Source organism: Streptomyces racemochromogenes (genome assembly GCF_044129415.1).
In the GTDB taxonomy this organism is placed as follows: Bacteria; Actinomycetota; Actinomycetes; order Streptomycetales; family Streptomycetaceae; genus Streptomyces; species Streptomyces racemochromogenes_A.
This window is the reverse complement of sequence record NZ_JBBDHD010000010.1, coordinates 1-20,587: the sequence shown is the minus strand read 5'-3', so window position 1 is coordinate 20,587 and position 20,587 is coordinate 1. Positions and strand designations below refer to the sequence as shown.

Genomic DNA, 20,587 nt, shown 5'->3' with positions numbered 1-20,587 from the left:
TCATGCACCGTCCTTGTCGTGTGAGCGGTCGTCCTCGAATCCCTGACTGACCTCGACGATCACCCCGTCGGGATCGCGGACCCAGACGGTCCGCCAGCCGCAGATGAAGTCGTCGAAGTCCAGCGGCCCCAGGGTCACGTCGGCCGCCCCGCCCAGTTCCGCGAGGAACGCGTCGACGTCGTCGGTCTGGAAGGCCAGGTGGCGTATCCGGCCCGGGGCCTGCGGGCCGTCGTCCTTCGCGGTACGGGCCGGCTCGGTGCCGGCCGCGAAGAGCTCCAGGTACGCGTCCCCCTTGCGCAGGAACACGATCCGGGCCTCCCCGAGGTCGACCACCCGGGCCCGGGTGAAGCCGAAGTACCGGGTGTAGAACTCCTCGGTGCTCTTCTGGTCGGCGCAGTTGAGCCCCACGTGGGACCAGACCATCGGGTGGCCGCCGGCGCCGGGCATCAGGCGCTCCCCCGCGCCCGGCCCGCCGCGATCAGCTCGATGAGCCTGCGGGCGAAGAGGTGGTGGTGGGCGCCGGTGCGGCCGGTGACCAGGTCGCCGTCGACCACCACGTCCTCGTCGACGTACTCGGCGCCCATGTTGCGGACGTCGCCGATGAGGTTGTTGTGGCAGACCACCTTGCGGCCGCGGACCTTGTCCGGGATGGAGGAGGCCAGCCACATGCCGTGGCAGATGATCCCCTTGAGGACCGTGGGCTCCTCGAAGGCCCGGCGCAGGAACTCGGTCGCGGGCGCCAGCACGTCCACGTCCTCGGTGTAGCGCAGCCGGTCGGCCACCATGCCCGAGGGCACGATGACGGCGGCGTACCGGCGCAGTTCCTCGTCGCCGATCCCCTCCAGGGACTTGTCGGCGGTGAACGGCGCCCGGTACTCGTGCCCCGAGAAGGTGATGGAGTCGTTGCCCCACAGCCGGGTCAGGAAGTCGACCTCGGCGCCCTCCTCGGCGAACCGGCGCTGGTAGTAGAAGATCTCCGGCTCGTAGAAGTCGCTCTCGACCAGGACCGCGATCCGGGTCCCGCTCAGCGCGCCCTCGCGCAGTACGGCGTCAGGCACGGGACACCCCCCTCAGGAAGTCCGCCGCGCGCTCGGCGATCATCGCGATGGCGGTGTGGCAGTTGCCCGACGGGACGGCGGGCATGACGCTGGCGTCGACGACGCGCAGGCCCCGTACGCCGTGCACCCGCAGCTCGGGGTCGACGACCGAGAGGTCGTCGATGCCCATGCGGCAGGAGCCGGCCTGGTGGTGGTAGCTCTCCGCCTTCTGCCGGACGAAGGTCCGCAGGTCCTCGTCGGTGACGGCGCCGGGCCCGGGCTGGAGTTCCTGCTTGTACCAGGGCGAGAAGGCGGAGGTGGCGAAGATCTCCCGGGCGAGCTTGACGCCCTGCACCATCCGCTCCAGGTCCCAGCGGTCGCCCAGGTAGTTCGGGTGGATCAGCGGGTGGGCCAGCGGGTCGGCGCTCGCCAGCCGGATCCAGCCCCGGGAGACCGGTCGGACGACCCCGGGGAGGATGGAGACCGTGTTCGGGTGGTCCTGGCCGACGATCACGTCGAAGGGGACGTGGACGAAGGCGATCTGGAGGTCCGGGGCGGGCAGTCCGGGCCGGGAGGAGAGGAACAGCGCGCTCTCCGACAGGTTCTGCGCGGGCGCCGGGAGCTCCTGGGTGACCTCGGCCATCAGCCCGGTCAGGACGTGGTTGTGGAAGTTCTCGCCGACCCCGGGGAGGGCCGCGGTGACCTCGATGCCGTGCTCGCGCAGCCGGTCGGGGTGCCCGATGCCGGAGAGCAGCAGCAGCTTCGGGGACTCGATCGCCCCGGCCGCCACGATCACCTCGCGGCGGGCCCGTACGGTGTGGAGGCCGGGGGCCGCCGCGGTGCTGTGGCCGTCCCGTACCGTGCGGCCGGGGACCTCGGCCGGGGGCCGGCTCTGGACGTACTCGACGCCCGTGCAGGTGTCCCCGTCGACGAGCAGCCGCGTGGACTGCGCGTTGGTGCGCAGGGTCAGGTTGGGGCGGGCGAGGGCCGGCTCCAGGTAGGAGGCGAGGGTGCCCTGGCGGCGGCCGTCGGCCACGTCGACGTGGTGCCAGCCGGTGCCGAAGAGGCCGCGGCGGGGGCCGTCGGTGTTGAAGTCGGCGATCTCGCGGTGTCCGAGCTCGACGGCGGCGTCGATGAAGGCGCGGGAGACCGGGTTGGGGCCGTGGCGTCCGGCGTTGGTGACCCGCTGGGGTCCGCCGGTGCCGGTGGTCGCGGCGGTGACGTCCTCCTGGTCCTCCAGGAGCGCGAAGTACGGCAGCACGTCCTCGTACGCCCAGCCGGCCGCGCCCTGGTAGGCCCAGTTGTCGAAGTCCGAGGCGTGGCCCCGGATGTGCATCATGATGTAGAGGTTGCTGCTGCCGCCGGGGGCCTTGCCGCGCGGTTCGTACGTGCGACGCCCGCCCAGACCCGGCTGCGGGACGCTGGTGTAGCCCCAGTCGACGGGCCCGCCGAGCAGCTTGTACCAGGAGGACGGGTCGTCCACCTCGGGCGGGATGCGGTCGCCGCCGGCCTCCAGGACCAGGACGGAGACGTCCGGGTCGGCGGAGAGGCGGTGGGCGAGGACGCTGCCGGCGGTGCCGGAGCCGATGATCACGTAGTCGTACTGCTCTGTGGCCACGGTCCGCCCCCCTCAGTCCTGGCCCAGCACCTGGAAGGGGACGGTGTCGTGGTAGTTCGCCATGTAGACGATCCGGCCGTCCACGATCCGGAAGAAGTTCATGACCTCGGCCTCGATGGCCTGTCCGGAGGGGCTGACGGCGGTGATGTGGGAGACGGCCGCGGCCTTCTCCCCGTCGACCAGGAAGTGCACGGGCTCGTTGCGGAAGACCCGGTACATGGCCCCCATGCCCTTCATCATCGAGCGCAGGGTCTCCAGGCCCTCGATGTGTCCGGCGAGCTGCTCGTCCATGACCTGGTCCTCGGCGAACAGGTCGCACCAGCGGTCCCAGTCGCCGGCGTTGGCGTACTCGTAGTACCTGGTCAGTACTTCTCGGGCGTCCATCGGTCTCTCGTCCCCCCTATCGGTCCCTGCGGGTGCCGTCGGGCGCGAAGGGCGCCCAGAACTGGCTGAAGGCACTGGCCGTGTCGCCGAAGAGCCCGTCCCGGCCCTCGACGATCCGCCCGTCGCGCCACTTCATGAAGTGGAAGACCGGGTAGTCCATCCGCTCGTACGGGGAGCCGCTCGCCGGGTCGGCGCCGTCCCTCAGGGCGGTGTTGCGGCAGACGTCGGCGCTGCAGTCCGGTCCGGTCAGGACGGCCTCCAGCTCCATGCGGAAGGTGCCGCCGGTGAGCTTGTGGGTCTGGCCCATCAGCTCCAGGAAGGCGTCCAGGCTCTCGTACCAGCCGGCCAGCGGATGGTTGCCGGGCACCAGCCAGCGCAGGTCCTCGGAGTAGTACTCCAGGATGCGCGCGCGGTCTCCGGAGCCGAGGGCGCGGTAGGCGGCCCCGACCCGCTCAGGGGTCACTTCGGTCATCGCCGCGGCCCTCTCAGAGCGAGCCCGAGCCGGGCATCGGGGCCAGTTCGTTGACGGTGTACTGCTTGATCAGCGGACCGTCCGGGCCCGCCACGACGGTCCAGGTCTGGTCGGCGTCGAAGCCGAGCCACTGGCTGCGGGCGGCCGGCGGGTCCCAGATCTTGGCCTGCCAGTTGACGAGGACGCGGACGATCGCCCGGTCGCCCTCGATGACCGGCTCCACCTTGGTGACCGTGTGCACCTCGTCGAAGAACCGGTGCGTGACGGCGTCGTACCAGCGGCCGAAGCCCTGGTGTCCGAGGAAGGTGTCCTCGGGGACCTTGAACTCCAGGTCCTCGGTGATGAGGGCGAGGACCTGCTCCAGCGGGAGGTGGCGGTCCAGGGCCACGTACCAGTTCTCGGCGAAGGTGCGGATGGCGTCCTCGGTCAGCCGCTCGGCGGGCATGCGGTCTCCTCCTGTTCGGTGGGGTCCGGTCGGTTCAGATCTGGACGTCGACGAGGAACGGGCCGGGGTGGGCCAGCATCCGGTCCACGGCGGCCGCCGCCTCGTCCGGCTTCTCCACCCGCGTCCCGTCGGCGCCCAGCGCCCGGGCCAGCCCCGCGAAGTCGATCTCGGGGCGGGAGAGGTCGAAGGAGCCCGGGAAGGGGTGCTCGGCGATGTCCCGTTCCCGCCAGTACTGGGCGATGTTGTCGTCGAGCAGCCGGTACTTGCGGTTGTTGCAGACCACGAACTTGGCGTCGATCCCGTGCCGGACCGCCGTCCACAGCGCCTGGTAGGTGTACATCGACCCGCCGTCGCCGGCGAAGCCGACGACGAGCCGGTCCGGGCGGGCCAGCTTGGCGCCGACCGCCCCCGGGAAGCCCACGCCCAGCGAACCGCCCCGGGTGAGGTGGTAGTCGCCCGGACGCTCGGGCGGCAGGTACCGGGTGACCAGCGGGGACGTGGTGAGCGCCTCGTCGAAGACGACGATGTCCCCGCGGGTGCGCTCGGCCAGCGTCCGCAGGAAGACGGCCATCGGCGTGTCGTCGTCCGGTGACGCCTGCCCGGCGGCGCGGGCCCGTTCCCGGGTCCGCGCGTCCAGCCGGGCGGCCGCCGCGGCGCGCCGGTCCGGGGTCAGCCGCTGTTCCAGTACGCCGGCCAGCGCGCGCAGTGCCTGGCGCGGGTCGGCGGCCAGTCCGAGGTCGACGGGGTGGTTCTTGGCGATCTCGTAGGCGTTCAGGTCGATGTGCACGACCCTGGCGCCGGGCCGGAAGGGGTTCTCCAGTTCGGGGAACACCTCGGGGAAGACATAGGTGCCGACGATCAGCACCCCGTCGGCCTCCCCGACCAGCTCCTTGCTGTGCAGGCCGAACATGTGGCCCGTCTGGCCGCGGCGCAGCGGGTGCGAGGCGGCGATGTTCACCTCGGAGGAGTCGACCTCGTACACGTCGGCGCCCAGCAGCTCGGCGACGGCGGCGAGTTCGGCCTGCGCCCCGGAGAGCGAGACCCCGTCGCCGACGAGGACCACCGGCCGTTCGGCGGCGGCGAGCAGCTCGGCCGCCCGGCCCACCGAGGCCGGCGAGGGCGCCACGTCGGTGAGCGGCACCGTGGCCGGCAGGACGGGCTCGGAGTTGAGCTCGTCCAGGACGTCCATGGGCAGGGCCACGAACACCGGGCCGCGCGGCGGGGTGAGGGCGATCTTCACGGCCCGCCGGATGGTGCGCAGCACGGACCGGGGGTCGGTGACCCGGGTCGCGTACTTGGTGACGGGTTTGGCCATGGCCACCAGGTCGGAGGCCATCTGGGCGTCCATGGCGTCGTAGCGCACCCCGGCGTCGCCGGCGACCACGACGAGCGGGGTGTGGCCGCGCAGCGACTGGTAGAGCATGCCGATGCCGTTGCCCAGGCCCACGCCGGAGTGCAGCTGGAGCAGGGCCGCACCGCCGGTGGCCCGGGCGTAGCCGTCGGCGATGCCGGCGGCCACGGTTTCCTGGAGGGCCAGGACGTACTGGAAGTCCGCCGCCGCGTCGACCGCGTCGAGGAATCCCTGTTCCACCGTTCCCGGATTTCCGAACATCACCGTCAGGCCGTCGGCCTTGAACTGCTCGATCAGCCTTTCCCGTCCGGGAGTGGCTTCGGAATTCATCGGACTCCCCCTCATTCCCCTACCACCCGTAACGGGTGAGACCGTTCTCCAGGACTTCCACGATCTTCTGCCCCGTGAGGTACGAGTCGGGGGTGGAGCGGCCGGTGACGAAGGGATAGTCGACTATCACCGACAGCGGGTGGCCGAAATTCCCGTGATAGGCGCCGCGCGGGCCGGTCGCGTCGCGCAGGATGTACTCCAGCGGGTACGGCGGCGGGCCCATGTTGAAGTCGGTGCCGAGGAATCCGGTGCCGTCCTTGTAGTCGTACTCCTTGCAGTGGCCGGTGACGTGCTTGCCCCAGATGATGCTCTTGCGGTCGCCCCAGTCGCGGGCGAAGGCCAGGCAGGCGACGCCGTAGCATTCGGCGGCGACGACCTTGCCGGCGTTCTTGAAGGCCAGGATCAGGGCGTGGACCCGCTCGTTGTTGGCGAGGTCGACGATGGGACCGCTGCCGCCGACGATGAGGATCGCGTCGTAGCCGGCGATGTCGGCTTCGAGCTTCTCCAGGTCCCGGTGGTACTGCTCCAGCTTGCGCAGGTACTCGCCGTCGCTCGTGTACGGGCGCTCCGGCACCCACGCCTCGATGTCGAGGGGCGTGTCGAGGCGGTTCGACTGCTCGAACTCCCGGCCCAGGCGGGCGTTCTCCTCCGAGGTGACCGAGCGGCCGAGCGGAGGGTCGACGAAGTTCGGGTCGAGGCTCGGCGGAAGCGCGTGTGCGCGCTTTCCGGTCGGCGTGGCGAATGTGATCTCGTAGCCCTGCTCGTCGAACTTCGAAACGGGACCGATCAGTTCCTCGGACCAGTAACCGTGTTCGGAGACAATGACCAGAATCTTTCTGCTCACAGATTCCTCCAGGCGCGGCCTGTTGTCGTTTGCGTCCACCACACTGCGTGCGGCCGGACCCCGCGTCAAAGGGCCGGAATGCGACTTCGTGAGGTAGCGGGCAAGGTCGTCGCGGCACCTCACCTAGTAGCCCGGCGAGGTCAGGAAGTACGTGCCGGACTTCCTGACCTCGGCCGGATCGCTGAACCATTTCAAGATCCCCGATTTATGTTCTGGACGCGCCGTGATGCGGGGGGCGCGCCGGGTCAGGAGTGCGTGAGGAGAGGGACGGGGACGATGACGAACGACCTGTTGTGCACACACGTCGACCAGATACGTGCCGTGAAGCCATCGGCCGACGGCTGCGAGGAGTGCCTGCGCCTGGGGGACGTCTGGGTGCACCTGCGGATGTGCCTGAGCTGCGGGCACGTCGGGTGCTGCGACTCCTCGAAGAACCGGCACGCGACGCGGCACTACAAGGCGACGGCCCACCCGATCGCGGCCTCGCACGAGCCCGGTGAGGACTGGGCCTGGTGCTACGCCGACCAGCTGATGCTGGAGCCGGCGTGAACGCGCCCCAGGGGAGCCCCGCCTCCCCCGCCACGGGCACGGCCGCCCCCGCGGAACGGGCCGAGAGCCGCAAGCCCGTGATCCTGGCCGTGGACGACGACCCGCAGGTGCTGCGGGCCGTCCGCCGCGACCTGCGCAGCGCCTACGGCGACCGCTACCGGGTGCTGGGGGCCTCCTCGGCCGCCGACGCCCTGAAGATCCTGGACTCCCTCGACGAGCGCGGCCACGACCCCGCGCTGTTCCTCGTCGACCAGCGGATGCCCGACGTCACCGGCGTGGAGTTCCTGCTGGAGGCGGTCAGCCGGTTCCCCGACGCCCGGCGGGTGCTGCTGACGGCGTACGCGGAGACGGACGCGGCCATCACGGCCATCAACCGGGTCCGGCTGGACTACTACCTGCTCAAGCCCTGGGACCCGCCGCACGAGCGGCTGTTCCCGGTCCTGGACGACCTGCTCTCGGACTGGCTGGCCACCTACCGCCCCGCCTATGACGGGATCATCGTCGCGGGCCACCTGGTCTCCCCCGGTACGCACGCCGTCCGGGACTTCTTCACCCGCAACGGCCAGCCGTTCCGCTTCCTGAACGTGGAGCGGGACCCCGAGGCGCTGACGGTGATCGCCGACGCGCAGGCCGGGGCCGCGCTGCCGCTGGTGCGCTTCCCGGACGGCTCGGTGCTCTCCGCGCCCACCGACACCGAACTGGCCCGGCGCCTGGGCCTGGCCACCACCGCCTCGCGCCCGCACTACGAGTGCGTGATCGTCGGCGCCGGCCCGGCGGGGCTGGCCGCCGGGGTGTACGCGGCCTCGGAGGGGCTGTCCACGCTGATGCTGGACTCCCGCGCCCCGGGCGGCCAGGCGGGCACCTCCAGCCTGATCGAGAACTACCTCGGCTTCCCCTCGGGACTCTCCGGCGGGGACCTGACCCGCCGCGCCACCATCCAGGCCTCCCGCTTCGGCGCCGAGATCCTGCACCCGGTGGAGGTGGTCTCCCTGACCCGGGACGACCCGGCGAAGATCCTGACCCTGGCGGACGGTACGGAGATCAGCGCGGAGACGGTGCTGCTGGCGACCGGGGTCTCGTACAACCGCCTGGAGGCCCCCGGCGCGGACCGCTTCGAGGGCGCGGGGCTGTACTACGGGGCGGCGACCACCGAGAGCTCGGCCTGCATCTCCCAGCACGTGTTCATCGTGGGCGGCGCCAACTCGGCCGGGCAGGCGGCGGTGCACTTCGCCAAGTACGCGGCCCGGGTGACGATCCTGGTCCGCGCCGCCTCCCTGGACGCGAGCATGTCCCGCTACCTGATCGACGAGATCGAGCGCACGCCGAACATCGAGGTGAAGGTCCGTACGACCGTCACCGCCCTGGACGGCGGGGAGCACCTGGAGCGGATCACCCTGCACGACGCGGACACCGGCGAGGACCGGGAGATCCCGGCCCGGTTCATGTTCACCTTCATCGGCGCCCGCCCGCACACGGACTGGCTGTCGGGGGTGGTCGAGCGCGACGAGTACGGCTTCGTCCTCACCGGTTCGGACCTGATCGCCAACGGCGGCGAACTGCCGGCGGAGTGGAGCCTGGAGCGCGCCCCGTACCCGCTGGAGACCAGCGTCCCCGGCGTCTTCGCGGCGGGTGACGTACGGGCCCACTCGGTCAAGCGGGTCGCCTCGGGCGTGGGCGAGGGGGCCATGGCGGTCTCCCTGATCCACCGCTACCGCTCGATGGGCTGACGCCGAGAGCGAACGGCCGGACCCTTGCGATCAAGAGGAGAGCGGACGCAACGTTGATTACATGATTACAGCCGAACAGAGCGAGAAGCTCCGCGCGTGGTTCGCCGAGCGCCTGCCGGTGGACGTCTACGAGTCCCTCGTCTCGGTCACCGTCGACCGGGAGGAGATCACCGTCGTCGGCGCCGTCCCGGCGTCCGAGTCGGTCAAGGAGTTCCGCGAGCGCACGCGCGAGCAGCGCATGGAGGTGGCCCGCGAGGCCGAGGAACTCTACCGCCGCAAGGTCGCCTGGGGCGTGAGGTCGGGTGAGGAGACCGTCCTCTTCACCCACCTCGCCGTCCCCGTCATGACCCGGCTGCGCCAGTCCGAGCGCCAGGTGCTCGACACCCTGGTCGCCGGCGGTGTGGCCCGCAGCCGGGCGGACGCCCTGGCCTGGTGCGTACGCCTGGTCGGGGAGAACACAGACGAGTGGCTCCGGGAGCTGCGCGAGTCCCTCGACAGGGTGCGCCAGGTGCGCGAGCAGGGCCCCGACCTCCAGAAGTCGCGGCCGGAGTGACGGAAATCCCCACCGGGCACTGATGATCCCGGAAAGTATCCGGGACGACCTGATCCCAGGGAGAGGCACGCACACCATGACCACCACCGTCGAGTACATCCGCTACCGGATCGCCTCGCAGGACCAGCAGGCCTTCGAGGAGGCGTACGCCCGCGCGGCCGAGGCCCTGGCCGCCTCGCCCGAGTGCATCGACTACGAGCTGGCCCACAACACCGAGGACACCGAGCGGTACATCCTGCGGATCCGCTGGACCTCGGTCGACGCCCACCTGAACGGCTTCCGCAAGGGCGAGCACTTCCCGGCGTTCTTCCAGGCGATCCGCCCGTACGTGACGAACATCGAGGAGATGCAGCACTACACCGCCACCGACGTCGTCGGCCCGGGGAAGGCCGCCGGACAGTCATGAGCACCACGCCCACGATCTACGAGTGGATGGGCGGCGCGGACGCCATGCGGCGCCTCACCGACGCCTTCTACGGCCACGCCCTGCAGGACGAGGTCCTGGCCCCCGTCTTCGCGGGCATGGACGCCGAGCACCCGCAGCACGTCGCGGTCTGGCTGTCGGAGGTCTTCGGCGGCCCGGCCGACTACTCGGCGCACCACGGCGGCCACATGCACATGGCCACCAAGCACCTGGGACGCGGCATCACCGAGCAGCAGCGCCGCCGCTGGGTGGACCTGCTGCTGGACACGGCCGACGAGGTCGGCCTGCCGACGGACCCCGAGTTCCGGGCGGTGTTCGTCTACTACATCGAGTGGGGCACCCGGATGGCCCTGATCTACTCGGGCCCCAACCCGCCGCCGGTGGACGCGGCCAAGGTCCCGGTCTGGTCCTGGGGCCAGACCCCGCCGTGGATCCCGAAGACGGCGGCCGAATGACACGAGCGGGCCCCGCGGCAGGAAGGCCGGCGGGGCCCGCTCAGCGCGCCACCACCACCGTGAGCGGCGGCGCCCCGTCCTGCCCCCGCCAGAAGTCCACGGCTTCCTCCAGGACCTCCCCCAGGGTGTCCCAGTCCTCGGCCCGCTCGGCGGCGTACCCGCGCCAGGACGTCACCACCAGCAGCCGCCCCGGCGCGTCCGGCAGCCAGGACAGGTCGATCAGCGCGTCGGCCAGCGCGTCCCAGTTCCCGCCGAACCACTCCGGCGCCCGGAGCGCCGCCCCGCAGCGCCGCATCAGCGCCGCCTTGCTCCGTACGCCGTCCAGGTCCAGCCGTACCGTCGTCCAGCCGGCCTCCTCGGCGGCGGCCAGGGCGGGGGCGAGCGGCTGCGGGTCGAGGGTCATCGGAGAACCGCCTTGAAGGTCTCGTAGTGGTCGTCCGTGTAGTAGAACTCCCCGCCCTCGCCCGTGACGATGCGACGGGCCCCGCGGTCGCGCTCCCCCGGGGTCCTGACCGTGTACTCGTGGTAGTAGCCGCGCTTCTGCTTCGGCAGGACCTTCTCGAAGTTCCCGAACACTGTCCCGTCCTGCCGGTACGCGTACGGGCCGCCCTTGTCGATCAGCGCGAGCACCTCGCGGGCCTGCTGCGGCAGCGCGTCGGCCCGTACGGTGGCCATCCCCTTCGCCCACGCCGGGGCGGTGGCACCGGATCTGGCGGGCGCCGGCGCGGCCGGGGCGGAACCGCCCCCGCAGCCCGCGGCGCCCACGAGGGCGGCGCACAGGAACAGGGCCCCCAGTACACGTGACAACGACCCGGGCACGCTCCGAAAGATCATGCCCCGATCGTGTCAAATATCCGATATTTACGCGAACGGCGACAGTGGCCTCACAGCACTGTCATCCTGGAATACGGGCTGAGGACGCGTCTGCGGGTCGCGCCGAAGTCGACGAGGACGGCCACGTCCTCCTCGACGCCGACGACCCGGCCGAGACCGAACGCGTCGTGGTTCACCCGGTCTCCCACGCCGAACCCCCGTACGGGCGGCTCGACGGGGGCTTTGAAGGGACTGGACGGCAGATGGCGGCGGGACGCCGCGGGCCTGGTCATTGGAGCCAGTATGCGCGGCCGGGCGGCGTTCCGCCCCGGGGAACGGGTCTCGATTGCGACACCCTCCGCCCCGGGGCCGGGCTCGCCGGAGATCACCAGAGGCCGTCGGAGGTCGTCAGAGGTCGTCCGGGTCGGCGCGCTCCAGCGCCGGCCGCAGCCCCGGGGCGGACTCGGTCAGCAGGTAGTCCGCCACCGCCGTGTCCGTCACCAGGCTGGTCACCAGCCCGGAGCGGAGCACCGCGCCGATCGCGGCGGCCTTGCGCAGCCCGCCCGCGATGGCCACGACCTCCGGGATCCGGCGCAGCCGGTCGGCCTCGACGGTGATGCACCGCTCGCCCAGGTCCCGGCCGACGCGGCGGCCCTCCGCGTCGAACAGGTGGGCCGACATCTCGGCCGCCACGCCCAGGGAGGCGTAGTGCGCCCGCTCCTCGTCGGTGAGCATGTCGTGGACGGTCGAGATCCCCGGCTCCCAGGAGCCGATGGACACAGCCGCCACGGTGACCTTGTCGAAGTACTCGAAGGCCCGCGCGATGCCCGTCTGGTTGCGCAGCGCCGCCGCCGTCGCCGGGTCCGGCAGCAGCATCGGCGCGTAGATGGGGTGCGCGTCCCCGCCCGAGACCTGCGCGGCGCGCCGCACGGCCTCCACGGACCCGCGCTCGGCCGTCCCCGCGTCGTACACCCCGGTCAGCTGGACGACGGTGCACGGCGGCAGCCGGTGCAGGGAGGCCGCCATGTGGATCGTCGACCGGCCCCAGGCCAGCCCGAGGACGTCGCCCTCGTTGACCAGCTCGCCCAGCAGGTCGGCCGCGACCGCCCCGAGGTTCTCCGGATCGGGTGCGTCCTCGCTCGCGTCGGCCGGGGACTCGACCACGACGGCGTGCCGCAGCCCGTAGCGGGCGCGGAGCGCGTCGGAGCGCTCCGCGTCCAGTTCCGCCGGTACCCGGATCTCGATGCGGACGAGATCGCGTTCCAGGGCGGTCTCCAGGACCCGGGCCACCTTGAAGCGGCTCACGCCGAACTCCTCGGCGATCTGGATCTTGGACTTGCCCTCCAGGTAGAAGCGGCGCGCCATGGCCGCCGCCTGCACCAGCTCCGCGGGTCCCATCCGCAGGGCTGACCGTCCCGCCGACATTGCAGACACCGCGCTCTCCTCACTGCTGTTCACACTGTCGTGTTCACACTCTCGACTCGCCGTTCATCCTGTCAGATCCAGCGGCCGTTGATCAGCCTGGACGACATCCGTTCACCGAGCCGTTCACCAACGCTCGGTTCAGTGGTCGCAGGCCCAGGGCGCGGCGGCGATCGCCGCACCCGCCTGGTCACGCAGCGTCCGCACCGCGGCGGCCGGGTCGACCGCCCCGTAGACCGCGCTGCCGGCCACGAACACGTCCGCGCCGGCCTCCGCGACCCGCTCGATGGTGGTGGCCGAGACCCCGCCGTCGACCTGGAGCCACAGGTCCAGTCCGTGCTTGGCGATCAGCTCCCGGGTCCGGCGGACCTTGGGCAGCATGATGTCCAGGAAGGACTGGCCGCCGAAGCCGGGCTCCACCGTCATGATCAGCACCATGTCGAGCTCGGGCAGGAGGTCCTCGTACTGCTCGATCGGGGTGCCGGGCTTGAGCGCCATCGCCGCCCGCGCGCCCAGGGCCCGGATCTCGCGCGCCAGGCGCACCGGGGCCGCGGCGGCCTCGGCGTGGAAGGTCACCGAGCCGGCGCCGGCCTCCACGTACTGCGGTGCCCAGCGGTCCGGGTCCTCGATCATCAGGTGCAGGTCGAGCGGGGTGTCCGTGGCACGGCTCAACGACTCCACGACCGGGAGGCCGAGGGTGAGGTTCGGCACGAAGTGGTTGTCCATGACGTCGACGTGCAGCCAGTCGGCCCCCTCGACGGCCCGCGCCTCCTCGGCGAGACGGGCGAAGTCGGCGGACAGGATGCTGGGATTGATCTGAACGGCCATGCCCCCAAGCCTGCCATGCCCCCGGTCACTTCAGGCCACGGCCCCGGAACTCCGGCGCCCGGACATCTCCGGAGCGATCAGGCGGCCCCGCCCGTCCGGCACGGACGCCTGTGACCACGGCCACAGGCACGGCACGGCACGGGCGGGACGGCGGCCGCCGCGCCCCGTCCGCCCGGCGGATCCCCCGCACCTGCCGGCGCCCGCTTCCCGGCGGGATCCGGCCCCCGGGGCACCTGCGGGCCGCCGACGGCCGGCCCTGGTGCCTCCCGTCCGCAGGCGGCGGTCCGCGGGAGAATGACCGCCCCACGGCCCCTGGAGGACTGCGTGAAGACGGCCCTGACGAACGCCCGGGTCTTCGACGGCCGGCGGCTCCTCGCCCCCGCGACGCTCGTCATCGACGGCGGGGTGATCGGCGCCGACCCCGCGGGGGCCCGGGTGGCCGACGCCGGGGGCGCCGTCGTCCTCCCCGGCCTGATCGACGCCCACGTCCACCTGCACGGCCCCGAGAACCTGCGGCAGCTGCGCGACCACGGCGTCACCACGGCCCTCGACATGGCCACCTGGCCCCCGGCCCTGGTCGACTCCCTGCGTGCCGCCCCGGGACTCACCGACATCCGCAGCCCCGGCACGCTCGCCATCGCGGCGGGCGGCCTGCACTCCCGGATGCCCGGGGTACCGCCGGACGGCGTCGTCACCGGCCCCGCCGACGCGGAGCGCTTCGTGGCGGCCCGGGTGGCCGAGGGCGCCGACTACATCAAGATCGTGGCCGAGCCGCCCGGCCCCGGCGCCCTGGACCAGCCCACCCTCGACGCCCTGGTCGCCGCCGCGCACGCGCACGGCCGGCTCGTCGTCGCCCACACCACCGCCTTCGAGGCCTGCGCGATGGCGCAGCGGGCCGGCGCCGACGTCCTCACCCACGTCCCGGCGGACCGGGCCCTCGACGCCGCCGCGACGGCCCGGATGCGCGCCGCCGGACGGGCCTGCGTGCCGACCCTGACCATGATGGAGGGCCTCGCCGCGGCGGGACTGCCGGGCCTGGGGAACTACGGCCGGGCCCGCGCGAGCGTCACCGCCCTGCACCGGGCGGGCGTACGCGTCCTCGCGGGCACCGACGCCAACGCCACCCCGGGCGTGCCCTTCACCCCGCCGCACGGCAGCAGCCTCCACCACGAGCTGGAGCTCCTGGTGGACGCCGGCCTGTCGCCCCTGGAGGCCCTGCGCGCCGCCACGGTCCTGCCCGCCCGCCACTTCGGCCTCACCGACCGCGGCGCCGTCCGCCCGGGCCTGCGCGCCGACCTGGTCCTGCTCGACGGCGACCCCCTCACCGACATCCGCGCCACCCGCCGGATCCGCACCGTCTGGTGCGCGGGCGCCGAACACTCCCCCGGCGACGGCGCATCCCGGCCGGAGCACCCCGCACCGCTCGGCTGAACCGGCAACGGGCCGAGCCGGCCGCCGGGGGATGGTTACGCGGTGCGGCGCAGCAGGGCCAGGTACATCGCGTCCGTGCCGTGGAGGTGGGGCCACAGCTGGACGTCCGGGCCGTCGCCGAGGGCCGGTACGCCCTCCATGTACGGGCGGGCGTCGATCAGTTCGGCCGCCACCGGCAGGTTGCCCGCGCCGCGGCCCTTGAGGACGTCGTCCACCACCACCCGGGTCTCCGCCAGGTGCGGGGAGCAGGTCGCGTAGCCCACGACGCCGCCGACGCGCACCGCGGACAGCGCCTCGCGCAGCAGGGCGCGCTGGAGCGGCGCGAAGCCCTCCAGGTCCTGCGGGCGGCGCCGCCAGCGGGCCTCGGGGCGGCGCCGGAGCGCGCCCAGGCCGGAGCAGGGGACGTCCATGAGCACGCGGTCGAAGGAGCCCGGGCGCCACGGCGGCCGGGTGCCGTCGGCGGCGATGACCTGGTACGGGCCCGGGTTGCCGGCCAGGGCCCGCTCCACGAGGCGCGCCCGGTGCGGCTGCTTCTCGGAGGCCAGCAGGAACGCACCCCGCTGCGCGGCCAGCGCACCCAGCAGCGACGCCTTGCCGCCCGGGCCCGCGCAGCCGTCCAGCCAGCGCTCGTCGCGGCCCTCCACGGGTGCCGCCGCCAGGGCCATGGCCACCAGCTGGCTGCCCTCGTCCTGGACGCCGGCGCGCCCCTCGCGGACCGCCTCCAGCGCGCCCGGCTCGCCGCCCTCGGCCATCCGCACGGCGTACGGGGACCAGCGGCCCGGCAGCGCCGACTCCTCGCCGAGCGCCTCGACGAGCTCCTCGGGGGTGGACCGGCCCGGCCGGGCCACCAGCGTGACCTCGGGCCGCTCGTTGTCGGCCTCCAGGAGGTCCTCGATCCCGGCGCGCCCGCCGCCCAGGGCGTCCCACAGGGCGCTGACCACCCAGCGGGGGTGGGAGTGGTAGACGGCGAGGTGCTCCTCGGCGTCCTCCTCGTACGGGGGCGCGACCCGCTCCAGCCAGGCGTCCAGGTCATGGGCGGCGATCTTGCGCAGGACGGCGTTCACGAACTTCGCCCGCCCGTCGCCGAGGACCACCCGGGCCAGCTCCACGCTCGCGGAGACCGCCGCGTGCGTGGGGATGCGGGTGCCCAGCAGCTGGTGCGCGCCGAGCGACAGCACGTCCAGGACCGGCGGGTCGACCTCGCGCAGCGGCCGGTCGACGCAGGCCGCGATGATCGCGTCGTACGTGCCCTGGCGGCGCAGGGTCCCGTAGACCAGCTCGGTGGCCAGGGCCGCGTCGCGGGCCTGGAAGGACTCGTTCTGGCGGGCCTTCTTCAGCAGGGGGGGCAGGACGAGGTTCGCGTACGCGTCGCGCTCGTCCACCGCCCGCAGCGCCTCGAAGGCCAGCATCCGGACGGGGTCCTTCTGGGGCCGGCGGTAGGGCTTGGCCGGCCGGCCGCCCGCGGCGGGGCTGCGACGGGGCTGGGGGGACTTTTCGCTCACGTGGAAGGTGCTCCGGAGGTACGAGGTGCTACGGGGTTCTGCCGTGGACCGGGGTGCTGCCGGCGCCCCCGGGCCGGGGCGCGGATGGGATCAGCCTACGTCGGCCGCGCCCAGGCGCTCACCGGGAGCGATGCGCACCCCGCGGGCCCAGTCGGCGCCCTTCATCGGCTTCTTGCCCTGCGGCTGGACCCAGAGCAGCTCGACGGCGTGGGAGCCGGTGCCCACGTACACGTTGTTCTTGGCCGGGGCCGGCACGCCCGGCGCGAGGTCCGTGCGGTCGGGGACCAGGCCGACGGAGATCAGCTTGAGGCGCTCGCCGCGGAAGACGGTCCACGCGCCCGGCGCCGGGGTGCAGCCGCGCACGACGCGGTCGACGCGCAGCGCGGGGGCGTTCCAGTCGACGCGGGCGTCCTCGACGGTGATCTTCGGCGCGAGGGAGACCCCCTCGGCGGGCTGCTCGACGGCGCGCAGGGTGCCGTCCTCGATGCCGTCCATGGTCGCGGTCAGCAGGCCGGCGCCGGCGAAGGCGAGGCGGGTCAGCAGGTCGCCGCTGGTGTCGGTCGGACGGATCTCCTCGGTGAGGACCCCGAAGACCGGGCCGGTGTCGAGCCCCTCCTCGATCCGGAACGTGGAGGCCCCGGTGACCTGGTCGCCGGCCATGATCGACTGCTGGACGGGCGCGGCGCCGCGCCAGGCGGGCAGCAGCGAGAAGTGCAGGTTGACCCACCCGTGGACGGGGATGTCGAGGGCGCTCTTGGGGATCAGGGCGCCGTAGGCGACGACCGGGCAGCAGTCCGGGGCGATCTCGCGCAGCCGCTCCTGGAACTCCGGGTCCCGCGGGCGCACCGGCTTGAGGACCTCGATGCCGGCCTCCTCGGCGCGCTCGGCGACCGGGCTGGCGACCAGCCGCCGGCCCCGGCCGGCCGGTGCGTCGGGCCGGGTGACGACGGCCGCGACCTCGTGCCGCCCGGAGGCGATCAGGGCGTCCAGGGCGGGCACGGCGACCTCGGGGGTGCCTGCGAAGACGAGCTTCACTGGGGTCCTACCTCGCTATCTCGGCGTCAGCAGCGGTCCAGTCTAGGGGGCGGGGTCCGCCGGACCCGCCTGCGGGATCGGGGGCGTACGCACACACGCGCGCCTCTCGCATATGCCGACACGCCCCCAGGGCGTGACCTGGGGGCATGTCGGCGCGTTGGTCAAGAGAGATTGACCGAAACGGGCCGCGATTCTGAACGGTGTCTGCGGCCCGATCCGCTCTTCAGCACCGGTTCGAGAGGCTTCTCCATGGCCGACCACGCCACCCATGACGCCCAAGCACGGGCCAGTCTGCACCTCCTGGTGCGGGACATCGAGCGGGTTCGCCGGCAGGTGGACGCACTGCGCACGCTCACCGCCCAGCTCGGCAACGTCTACCGCCCGCGCCGCTCCGGGCCCTCCACGGGCTTCGTCGTCTACGGCCGGGCGCCCGCGCCCACCGTCCGGCTCGCCCAGGAGCTGCGGGACAGCGTCGAGACGCTCGTCACCGCGGCGGTGGACTTCGACCGCTCCCTCGGCTTCTCGTGGGACGCGGTCGGCTCGGCGCTCGGCGTCACCAAGCAGGCCGTGCACCGCCGCTACGGGGCGCGGCGGGCGGCGCAGGCCGCGGAGGCGGCGGAGCCGCTGGCCGAGGGCACCACGACGCGGACGCTGGGACCGCTGCCCACCATCCCGGCGGCCCGGTCCGTACCGCCGCAGCCGGTCCGCGAGGACAGCCAGGCAGCTGCCGTTCAGGCGCCCCGCCAGTCGGCCTTCCCGGGGCCCCGCAACGGCTGACCGGCCCCCGCCGCCGGGACGCCGACCCCCGACGGCACCGGCCCCGCCGCCCGACTCCGGGTGGCGGGGCCCTGCGGGCTGTCCTCGGCTCCGCGCAGCGGCGCCACCCGTACGCGCCGGGCGGCCTCAGCCTCAGCCGATGTCGGGCGGATCGATCCGCACCCGTACCGCGTCGGCGACCGGCACGCCCCGGGCCATACGGGCCGCCTGGGCCGTCTTCAGCGCGGCGGCCAGCGCCGCACCGCTCCCCGGCGGAACCCGGATCAGCGCCCGCTCCCCCGGCGACGCCTCCCCCCGCCGCCCCGGCAGCGGAACCGGCCCCAGCACCTCCGCGTCCGGCGGCAGCGCGGCGGCCGCCAGGAAGGCTTCCAGCGCCTCCCCGCGCCCCGCCACCGCCGCCATCCGCGAGACCGGGGGGAACCCGAGCTGGGCCCGCTCCGCGAGTTCCCGAACGGCGTGCCCGACGGGATCCCACCGCACCAGGGCCTGTACGGGCCGCAGCGTCGGCTCGGCGACCACCACGACCTGGCCGTCGGCCCGCACCAGCGAGGCGGCCGCGATCCAGCGGCGCAGTGCCTCCTCACCCGCCCGCAGGTCGGGCCGGGTCAGCATCGCCCAGCCGTCCAGCAGCAGCGCCGCCGCGTACCCGGCGCCCGCCGCGACGGGTTCGGCGCCCGGGGTGGACACCACCAGCGCCGGGCGGTCCGGCACCTCGTCGAGGACGTGGTCGCGCCCCGAGGTCCGTACGGGCACGGCCGGGAAGGCACGGCCCAGCTCCTCCGCGGTCCGCCGCGCGCCCACCACCTGCGCCCGCAGCCGGAAGGAACCGCATTCCTCGCAGTGCCAGGCCGGCTCGGCCCGCCCGCACCAGCCGCAGTGCAGCTCCCGCTCGTCGGGGGCCTCCAGCGGACCGGCGCACACGGTGCAGCGGGCGGGGGTGCGGCAGCGCTCGCACGCCAGCCGGGGCGCGTAACCCCGCCGGGGCACCTGGACCAGTACGGGCCCGCTCTTGAGGCCCTCCCGTACGGTCTCCCAGGCCAGGCTCGGCAGCCGCGCGGCGCGGGCCGCCCCGTCGCGGGCCAGCAGCTCGTCACCGATGGTCCGGACGCGGGGGGCGGCGGCGCGCACCGTCTCGCGGTCGGCGGTCAGCGGCCGGGCCCAGCCGGACTCGACCAGCTGCGCGGCCTCGACGGTGCAGCTGGTGCCGCCGGCGAGGAAGGCGCAGCCGTCGGTCACCGCGCGCAGTTCCAGCACCTCGCGGACGTGCGGGAAGGGGGCGTGGTCGTCGCTGTGGCTGGAGTCGCCGTCGTCCCAGACGGCCACCAGCCCGAGGTCCCGTACGGGCGCGAACATCGCGGCCCGGGTGCCGACCACGGCCCGGACCGAGCCACGGTTGACGGCCAGCCACTCGCGGTAGCGCTTCTCGGGCCCGGAGTCGGCGGTCAGCAGGGCGTGCCGCCCCTCGCCGAGCAGGGCGGTGAGGGCGGCGTCGACCCGGGCGGCGGTGCGCCCGTCGGGGACGACGGCCAGGGCGCCTCGGCCGGAGGCGAGGGTGGCGGCCATCGCCCGGGCCAGCTCGTCGGCCCAGCCGGGGCCGGGCAAGGCGGTCCACACCGCCCGGGGGGTGCCTCCTGCGGCCAGGGCGCGCAGGAAGGCGGGCCCGGCGCCGTACCGGGTCCAACCGCCGGGCTCGGGGGCGGGCGGCGGGGGCAGCGGGTCCGGGGAGGGCTTGGCCTCGGCGCGGGCGTTGCGCGGGGGCAGGGCCAGCTGGAGGACGTCGGCCAGGCTGCCCGCGTACCGGTCGGCGACGGCCCGGGCGAGGGCCAGCATGCGGGGGCCGAGGACCACCTCGGGCGAGACGACCTGGGCGAGCGCGGCCAGCGCGCCCTCGTAGTCGGACTCGGCGCGCCGCTCGACGATGAAGCCGTCGATGAGGCCCCCGCCCTCACGGCGGCCGCCGTGCACCCGGTGGGCGCCGGCGCCGAAGCGGACCCGGACGCGGACGCCGGGCCGGGCCGCCTCGGAGAGCTCGGCGGGGACGGCGTAGTCGAAGAGCCGGTCGAGGTGGAGCACGCCCTTGTTGACGAGGACGCGGGCCACCGGGAGTTCCTCGGCGAGGGCGGCGCCGCGCCAGGTGCGCGGCTTGGCCTTGGGCGCCTTGGCCTTCGCCTCGGCGACCATCCCCCGGATGAGCGCGAGCTGCTGCGGCGGGCCGCCGGGGCCGTCTGCGTCGGGTGCGTTCTCGCTGCTCACAGCAGCATTCTTACCAAAGGGCACCGACAGTGGGGCCCTCCCGAGGTCCCGGCGGGCGGCGGCGGTACCGCGGTCCTTCAACGCCGGGCTCGCGCCCGGCTCCAGATGAAGCCGTCACCCCTCGCACCGGGAGGGCTCGCGCAGCCTATGCGGAGCGGCCGGGGGCCGCAACGCGATACCGCCCCGGACCTGCGGGTCCGGGGCGGCATCGGGGTGGAGCGGGTGCCGGTTACAGGCCGGCGGCGGTGCGGAGGGCGTCGACGCGGTCGGTGCGCTCCCAGGTGAAGTCGGGGAGCTCGCGGCCGAAGTGGCCGTAGGCGGCGGTCTGGGCGTAGAT

23 protein-coding genes are annotated in these 20,587 nt (G+C 73.7%); 7 read left to right on the top strand and 16 right to left on the bottom strand.

What is annotated here, in order from left to right:
• Genes WDV06_RS06010 through WDV06_RS05975 form a run of 8 tightly spaced genes read right to left on the bottom strand, consistent with a single transcriptional unit; the run spans position 1 to position 6,481 of the window.
• Positions 1–447, bottom strand: a complete 447-nt coding sequence (locus WDV06_RS06010) for a VOC family protein (RefSeq protein WP_395508585.1) — start codon at positions 445–447, stop codon at positions 1–3.
• The gene (locus tag WDV06_RS06005) at positions 447–1,058 is read right to left on the bottom strand and encodes a DJ-1/PfpI family protein (protein ID WP_395508584.1); all 612 of its coding nucleotides are present in this window, start codon (positions 1,056–1,058) and stop codon (positions 447–449) included. The genes WDV06_RS06010 and WDV06_RS06005 overlap by 1 nt, the downstream gene beginning before the upstream one ends.
• Positions 1,051–2,655, bottom strand: a complete 1,605-nt coding sequence (locus WDV06_RS06000; RefSeq protein WP_395508583.1) for a GMC family oxidoreductase — start codon at positions 2,653–2,655, stop codon at positions 1,051–1,053. The genes WDV06_RS06005 and WDV06_RS06000 overlap by 8 nt, the downstream gene beginning before the upstream one ends.
• A 12-nt stretch (positions 2,656–2,667) precedes the next feature.
• Positions 2,668–3,039: a nuclear transport factor 2 family protein gene (locus tag WDV06_RS05995; RefSeq protein WP_395508582.1), complete on the bottom strand. Its 372-nt coding sequence runs from the start codon at positions 3,037–3,039 to the stop codon at positions 2,668–2,670.
• Between the two features lie 16 nt (positions 3,040–3,055).
• A complete protein-coding gene (locus WDV06_RS05990) occupies positions 3,056–3,511 on the bottom strand; it encodes a nuclear transport factor 2 family protein (protein WP_395508581.1) in 456 nt (151 codons plus the stop codon).
• Between the two features lie 13 nt (positions 3,512–3,524).
• Entirely contained in the window at positions 3,525–3,956 is a 432-nt protein-coding gene (locus WDV06_RS05985) for a nuclear transport factor 2 family protein (RefSeq protein ID WP_395508580.1), read from the bottom strand.
• Between the two features lie 34 nt (positions 3,957–3,990).
• On the bottom strand, positions 3,991–5,637 hold the full coding sequence (locus WDV06_RS05980; RefSeq protein WP_395508579.1) for a thiamine pyrophosphate-binding protein: 1,647 nt from the start codon (positions 5,635–5,637) through the stop codon (positions 3,991–3,993).
• Between the two features lie 19 nt (positions 5,638–5,656).
• A complete protein-coding gene (locus tag WDV06_RS05975; RefSeq protein ID WP_045946182.1) occupies positions 5,657–6,481 on the bottom strand; it encodes a type 1 glutamine amidotransferase domain-containing protein in 825 nt (274 codons plus the stop codon).
• A gap of 276 nt (positions 6,482–6,757) precedes the next feature.
• Between WDV06_RS05975 and WDV06_RS05970 the strand changes: the two genes are divergently transcribed.
• From WDV06_RS05970 to WDV06_RS05950, 5 genes are all read left to right on the top strand, one after another.
• Entirely contained in the window at positions 6,758–7,030 is a 273-nt protein-coding gene (locus tag WDV06_RS05970) for a UBP-type zinc finger domain-containing protein (RefSeq protein ID WP_395508578.1), read from the top strand.
• Positions 7,027–8,757, top strand: coding sequence for an FAD-dependent oxidoreductase (locus WDV06_RS05965; RefSeq protein ID WP_395508577.1), 1,731 nt, complete (start codon positions 7,027–7,029; stop codon positions 8,755–8,757). The genes WDV06_RS05970 and WDV06_RS05965 overlap by 4 nt, the downstream gene beginning before the upstream one ends.
• 61 nt (positions 8,758–8,818) lie before the next feature.
• Positions 8,819–9,310 carry a hypothetical protein gene (locus WDV06_RS05960; RefSeq protein WP_395508576.1) on the top strand — a complete coding sequence of 164 codons (492 nt, stop codon included), beginning with the start codon at positions 8,819–8,821 and terminating at the stop codon, positions 9,308–9,310.
• A 76-nt stretch (positions 9,311–9,386) separates the two neighbouring features.
• A complete protein-coding gene (locus tag WDV06_RS05955; protein WP_395508575.1) occupies positions 9,387–9,716 on the top strand; it encodes a putative quinol monooxygenase in 330 nt (109 codons plus the stop codon).
• Entirely contained in the window at positions 9,713–10,189 is a 477-nt protein-coding gene (locus tag WDV06_RS05950; protein WP_395508574.1) for a group II truncated hemoglobin, read from the top strand. The genes WDV06_RS05955 and WDV06_RS05950 overlap by 4 nt, the downstream gene beginning before the upstream one ends.
• A 40-nt stretch (positions 10,190–10,229) precedes the next feature.
• Here the strand turns inward: WDV06_RS05950 and WDV06_RS05945 are convergent, their stop codons facing one another.
• From WDV06_RS05945 to rpe, 5 genes are all read right to left on the bottom strand, one after another.
• Positions 10,230–10,592, bottom strand: a complete 363-nt coding sequence (locus tag WDV06_RS05945; protein WP_395508573.1) for a barstar family protein — start codon at positions 10,590–10,592, stop codon at positions 10,230–10,232.
• Positions 10,589–11,023, bottom strand: a complete 435-nt coding sequence (locus WDV06_RS05940) for a guanyl-specific ribonuclease (protein WP_395508572.1) — start codon at positions 11,021–11,023, stop codon at positions 10,589–10,591. The genes WDV06_RS05945 and WDV06_RS05940 overlap by 4 nt, the downstream gene beginning before the upstream one ends.
• Positions 11,024–11,073: 50 nt before the next feature.
• On the bottom strand, positions 11,074–11,295 hold the full coding sequence (locus WDV06_RS05935) for a hypothetical protein (RefSeq protein WP_395508571.1): 222 nt from the start codon (positions 11,293–11,295) through the stop codon (positions 11,074–11,076).
• A gap of 115 nt (positions 11,296–11,410) precedes the next feature.
• Positions 11,411–12,427, bottom strand: a complete 1,017-nt coding sequence (locus WDV06_RS05930) for a sugar-binding transcriptional regulator (protein ID WP_395508655.1) — start codon at positions 12,425–12,427, stop codon at positions 11,411–11,413.
• Between the two features lie 138 nt (positions 12,428–12,565).
• The gene (rpe, locus tag WDV06_RS05925; RefSeq protein WP_395508570.1) at positions 12,566–13,252 is read right to left on the bottom strand and encodes a ribulose-phosphate 3-epimerase; all 687 of its coding nucleotides are present in this window, start codon (positions 13,250–13,252) and stop codon (positions 12,566–12,568) included.
• Positions 13,253–13,546: 294 nt separating this feature from the next.
• Between rpe and WDV06_RS05920 the strand changes: the two genes are divergently transcribed.
• Positions 13,547–14,683 carry an amidohydrolase family protein gene (locus tag WDV06_RS05920; protein ID WP_395508569.1) on the top strand — a complete coding sequence of 379 codons (1,137 nt, stop codon included), beginning with the start codon at positions 13,547–13,549 and terminating at the stop codon, positions 14,681–14,683.
• 35 nt (positions 14,684–14,718) lie between these two features.
• On the opposite strand, the gene WDV06_RS05915 is transcribed toward WDV06_RS05920, so the two are convergent.
• Entirely contained in the window at positions 14,719–16,185 is a 1,467-nt protein-coding gene (locus WDV06_RS05915; RefSeq protein ID WP_395508568.1) for an RsmB/NOP family class I SAM-dependent RNA methyltransferase, read from the bottom strand.
• Between the two features lie 90 nt (positions 16,186–16,275).
• Complete coding sequence (fmt, locus tag WDV06_RS05910) at positions 16,276–17,220, bottom strand: methionyl-tRNA formyltransferase (RefSeq protein WP_395508567.1); 945 nt, start codon at positions 17,218–17,220, stop codon at positions 16,276–16,278.
• Positions 17,221–17,469: 249 nt separating this feature from the next.
• Here fmt and WDV06_RS05905 point away from each other — a divergent pair, with 249 nt between their 5' ends.
• Positions 17,470–17,997 (top strand): hypothetical protein, encoded by a 528-nt coding sequence (locus WDV06_RS05905; RefSeq protein WP_395508566.1) that lies wholly within the window; start codon positions 17,470–17,472, stop codon positions 17,995–17,997.
• A gap of 132 nt (positions 17,998–18,129) precedes the next feature.
• Here WDV06_RS05905 and WDV06_RS05900 read toward each other — a convergent pair whose 3' ends face one another.
• Positions 18,130–20,250 (bottom strand): primosomal protein N', encoded by a 2,121-nt coding sequence (locus WDV06_RS05900; RefSeq protein ID WP_395508565.1) that lies wholly within the window; start codon positions 20,248–20,250, stop codon positions 18,130–18,132.
• Between the last annotated feature and the right edge of the window lie 337 nt (positions 20,251–20,587).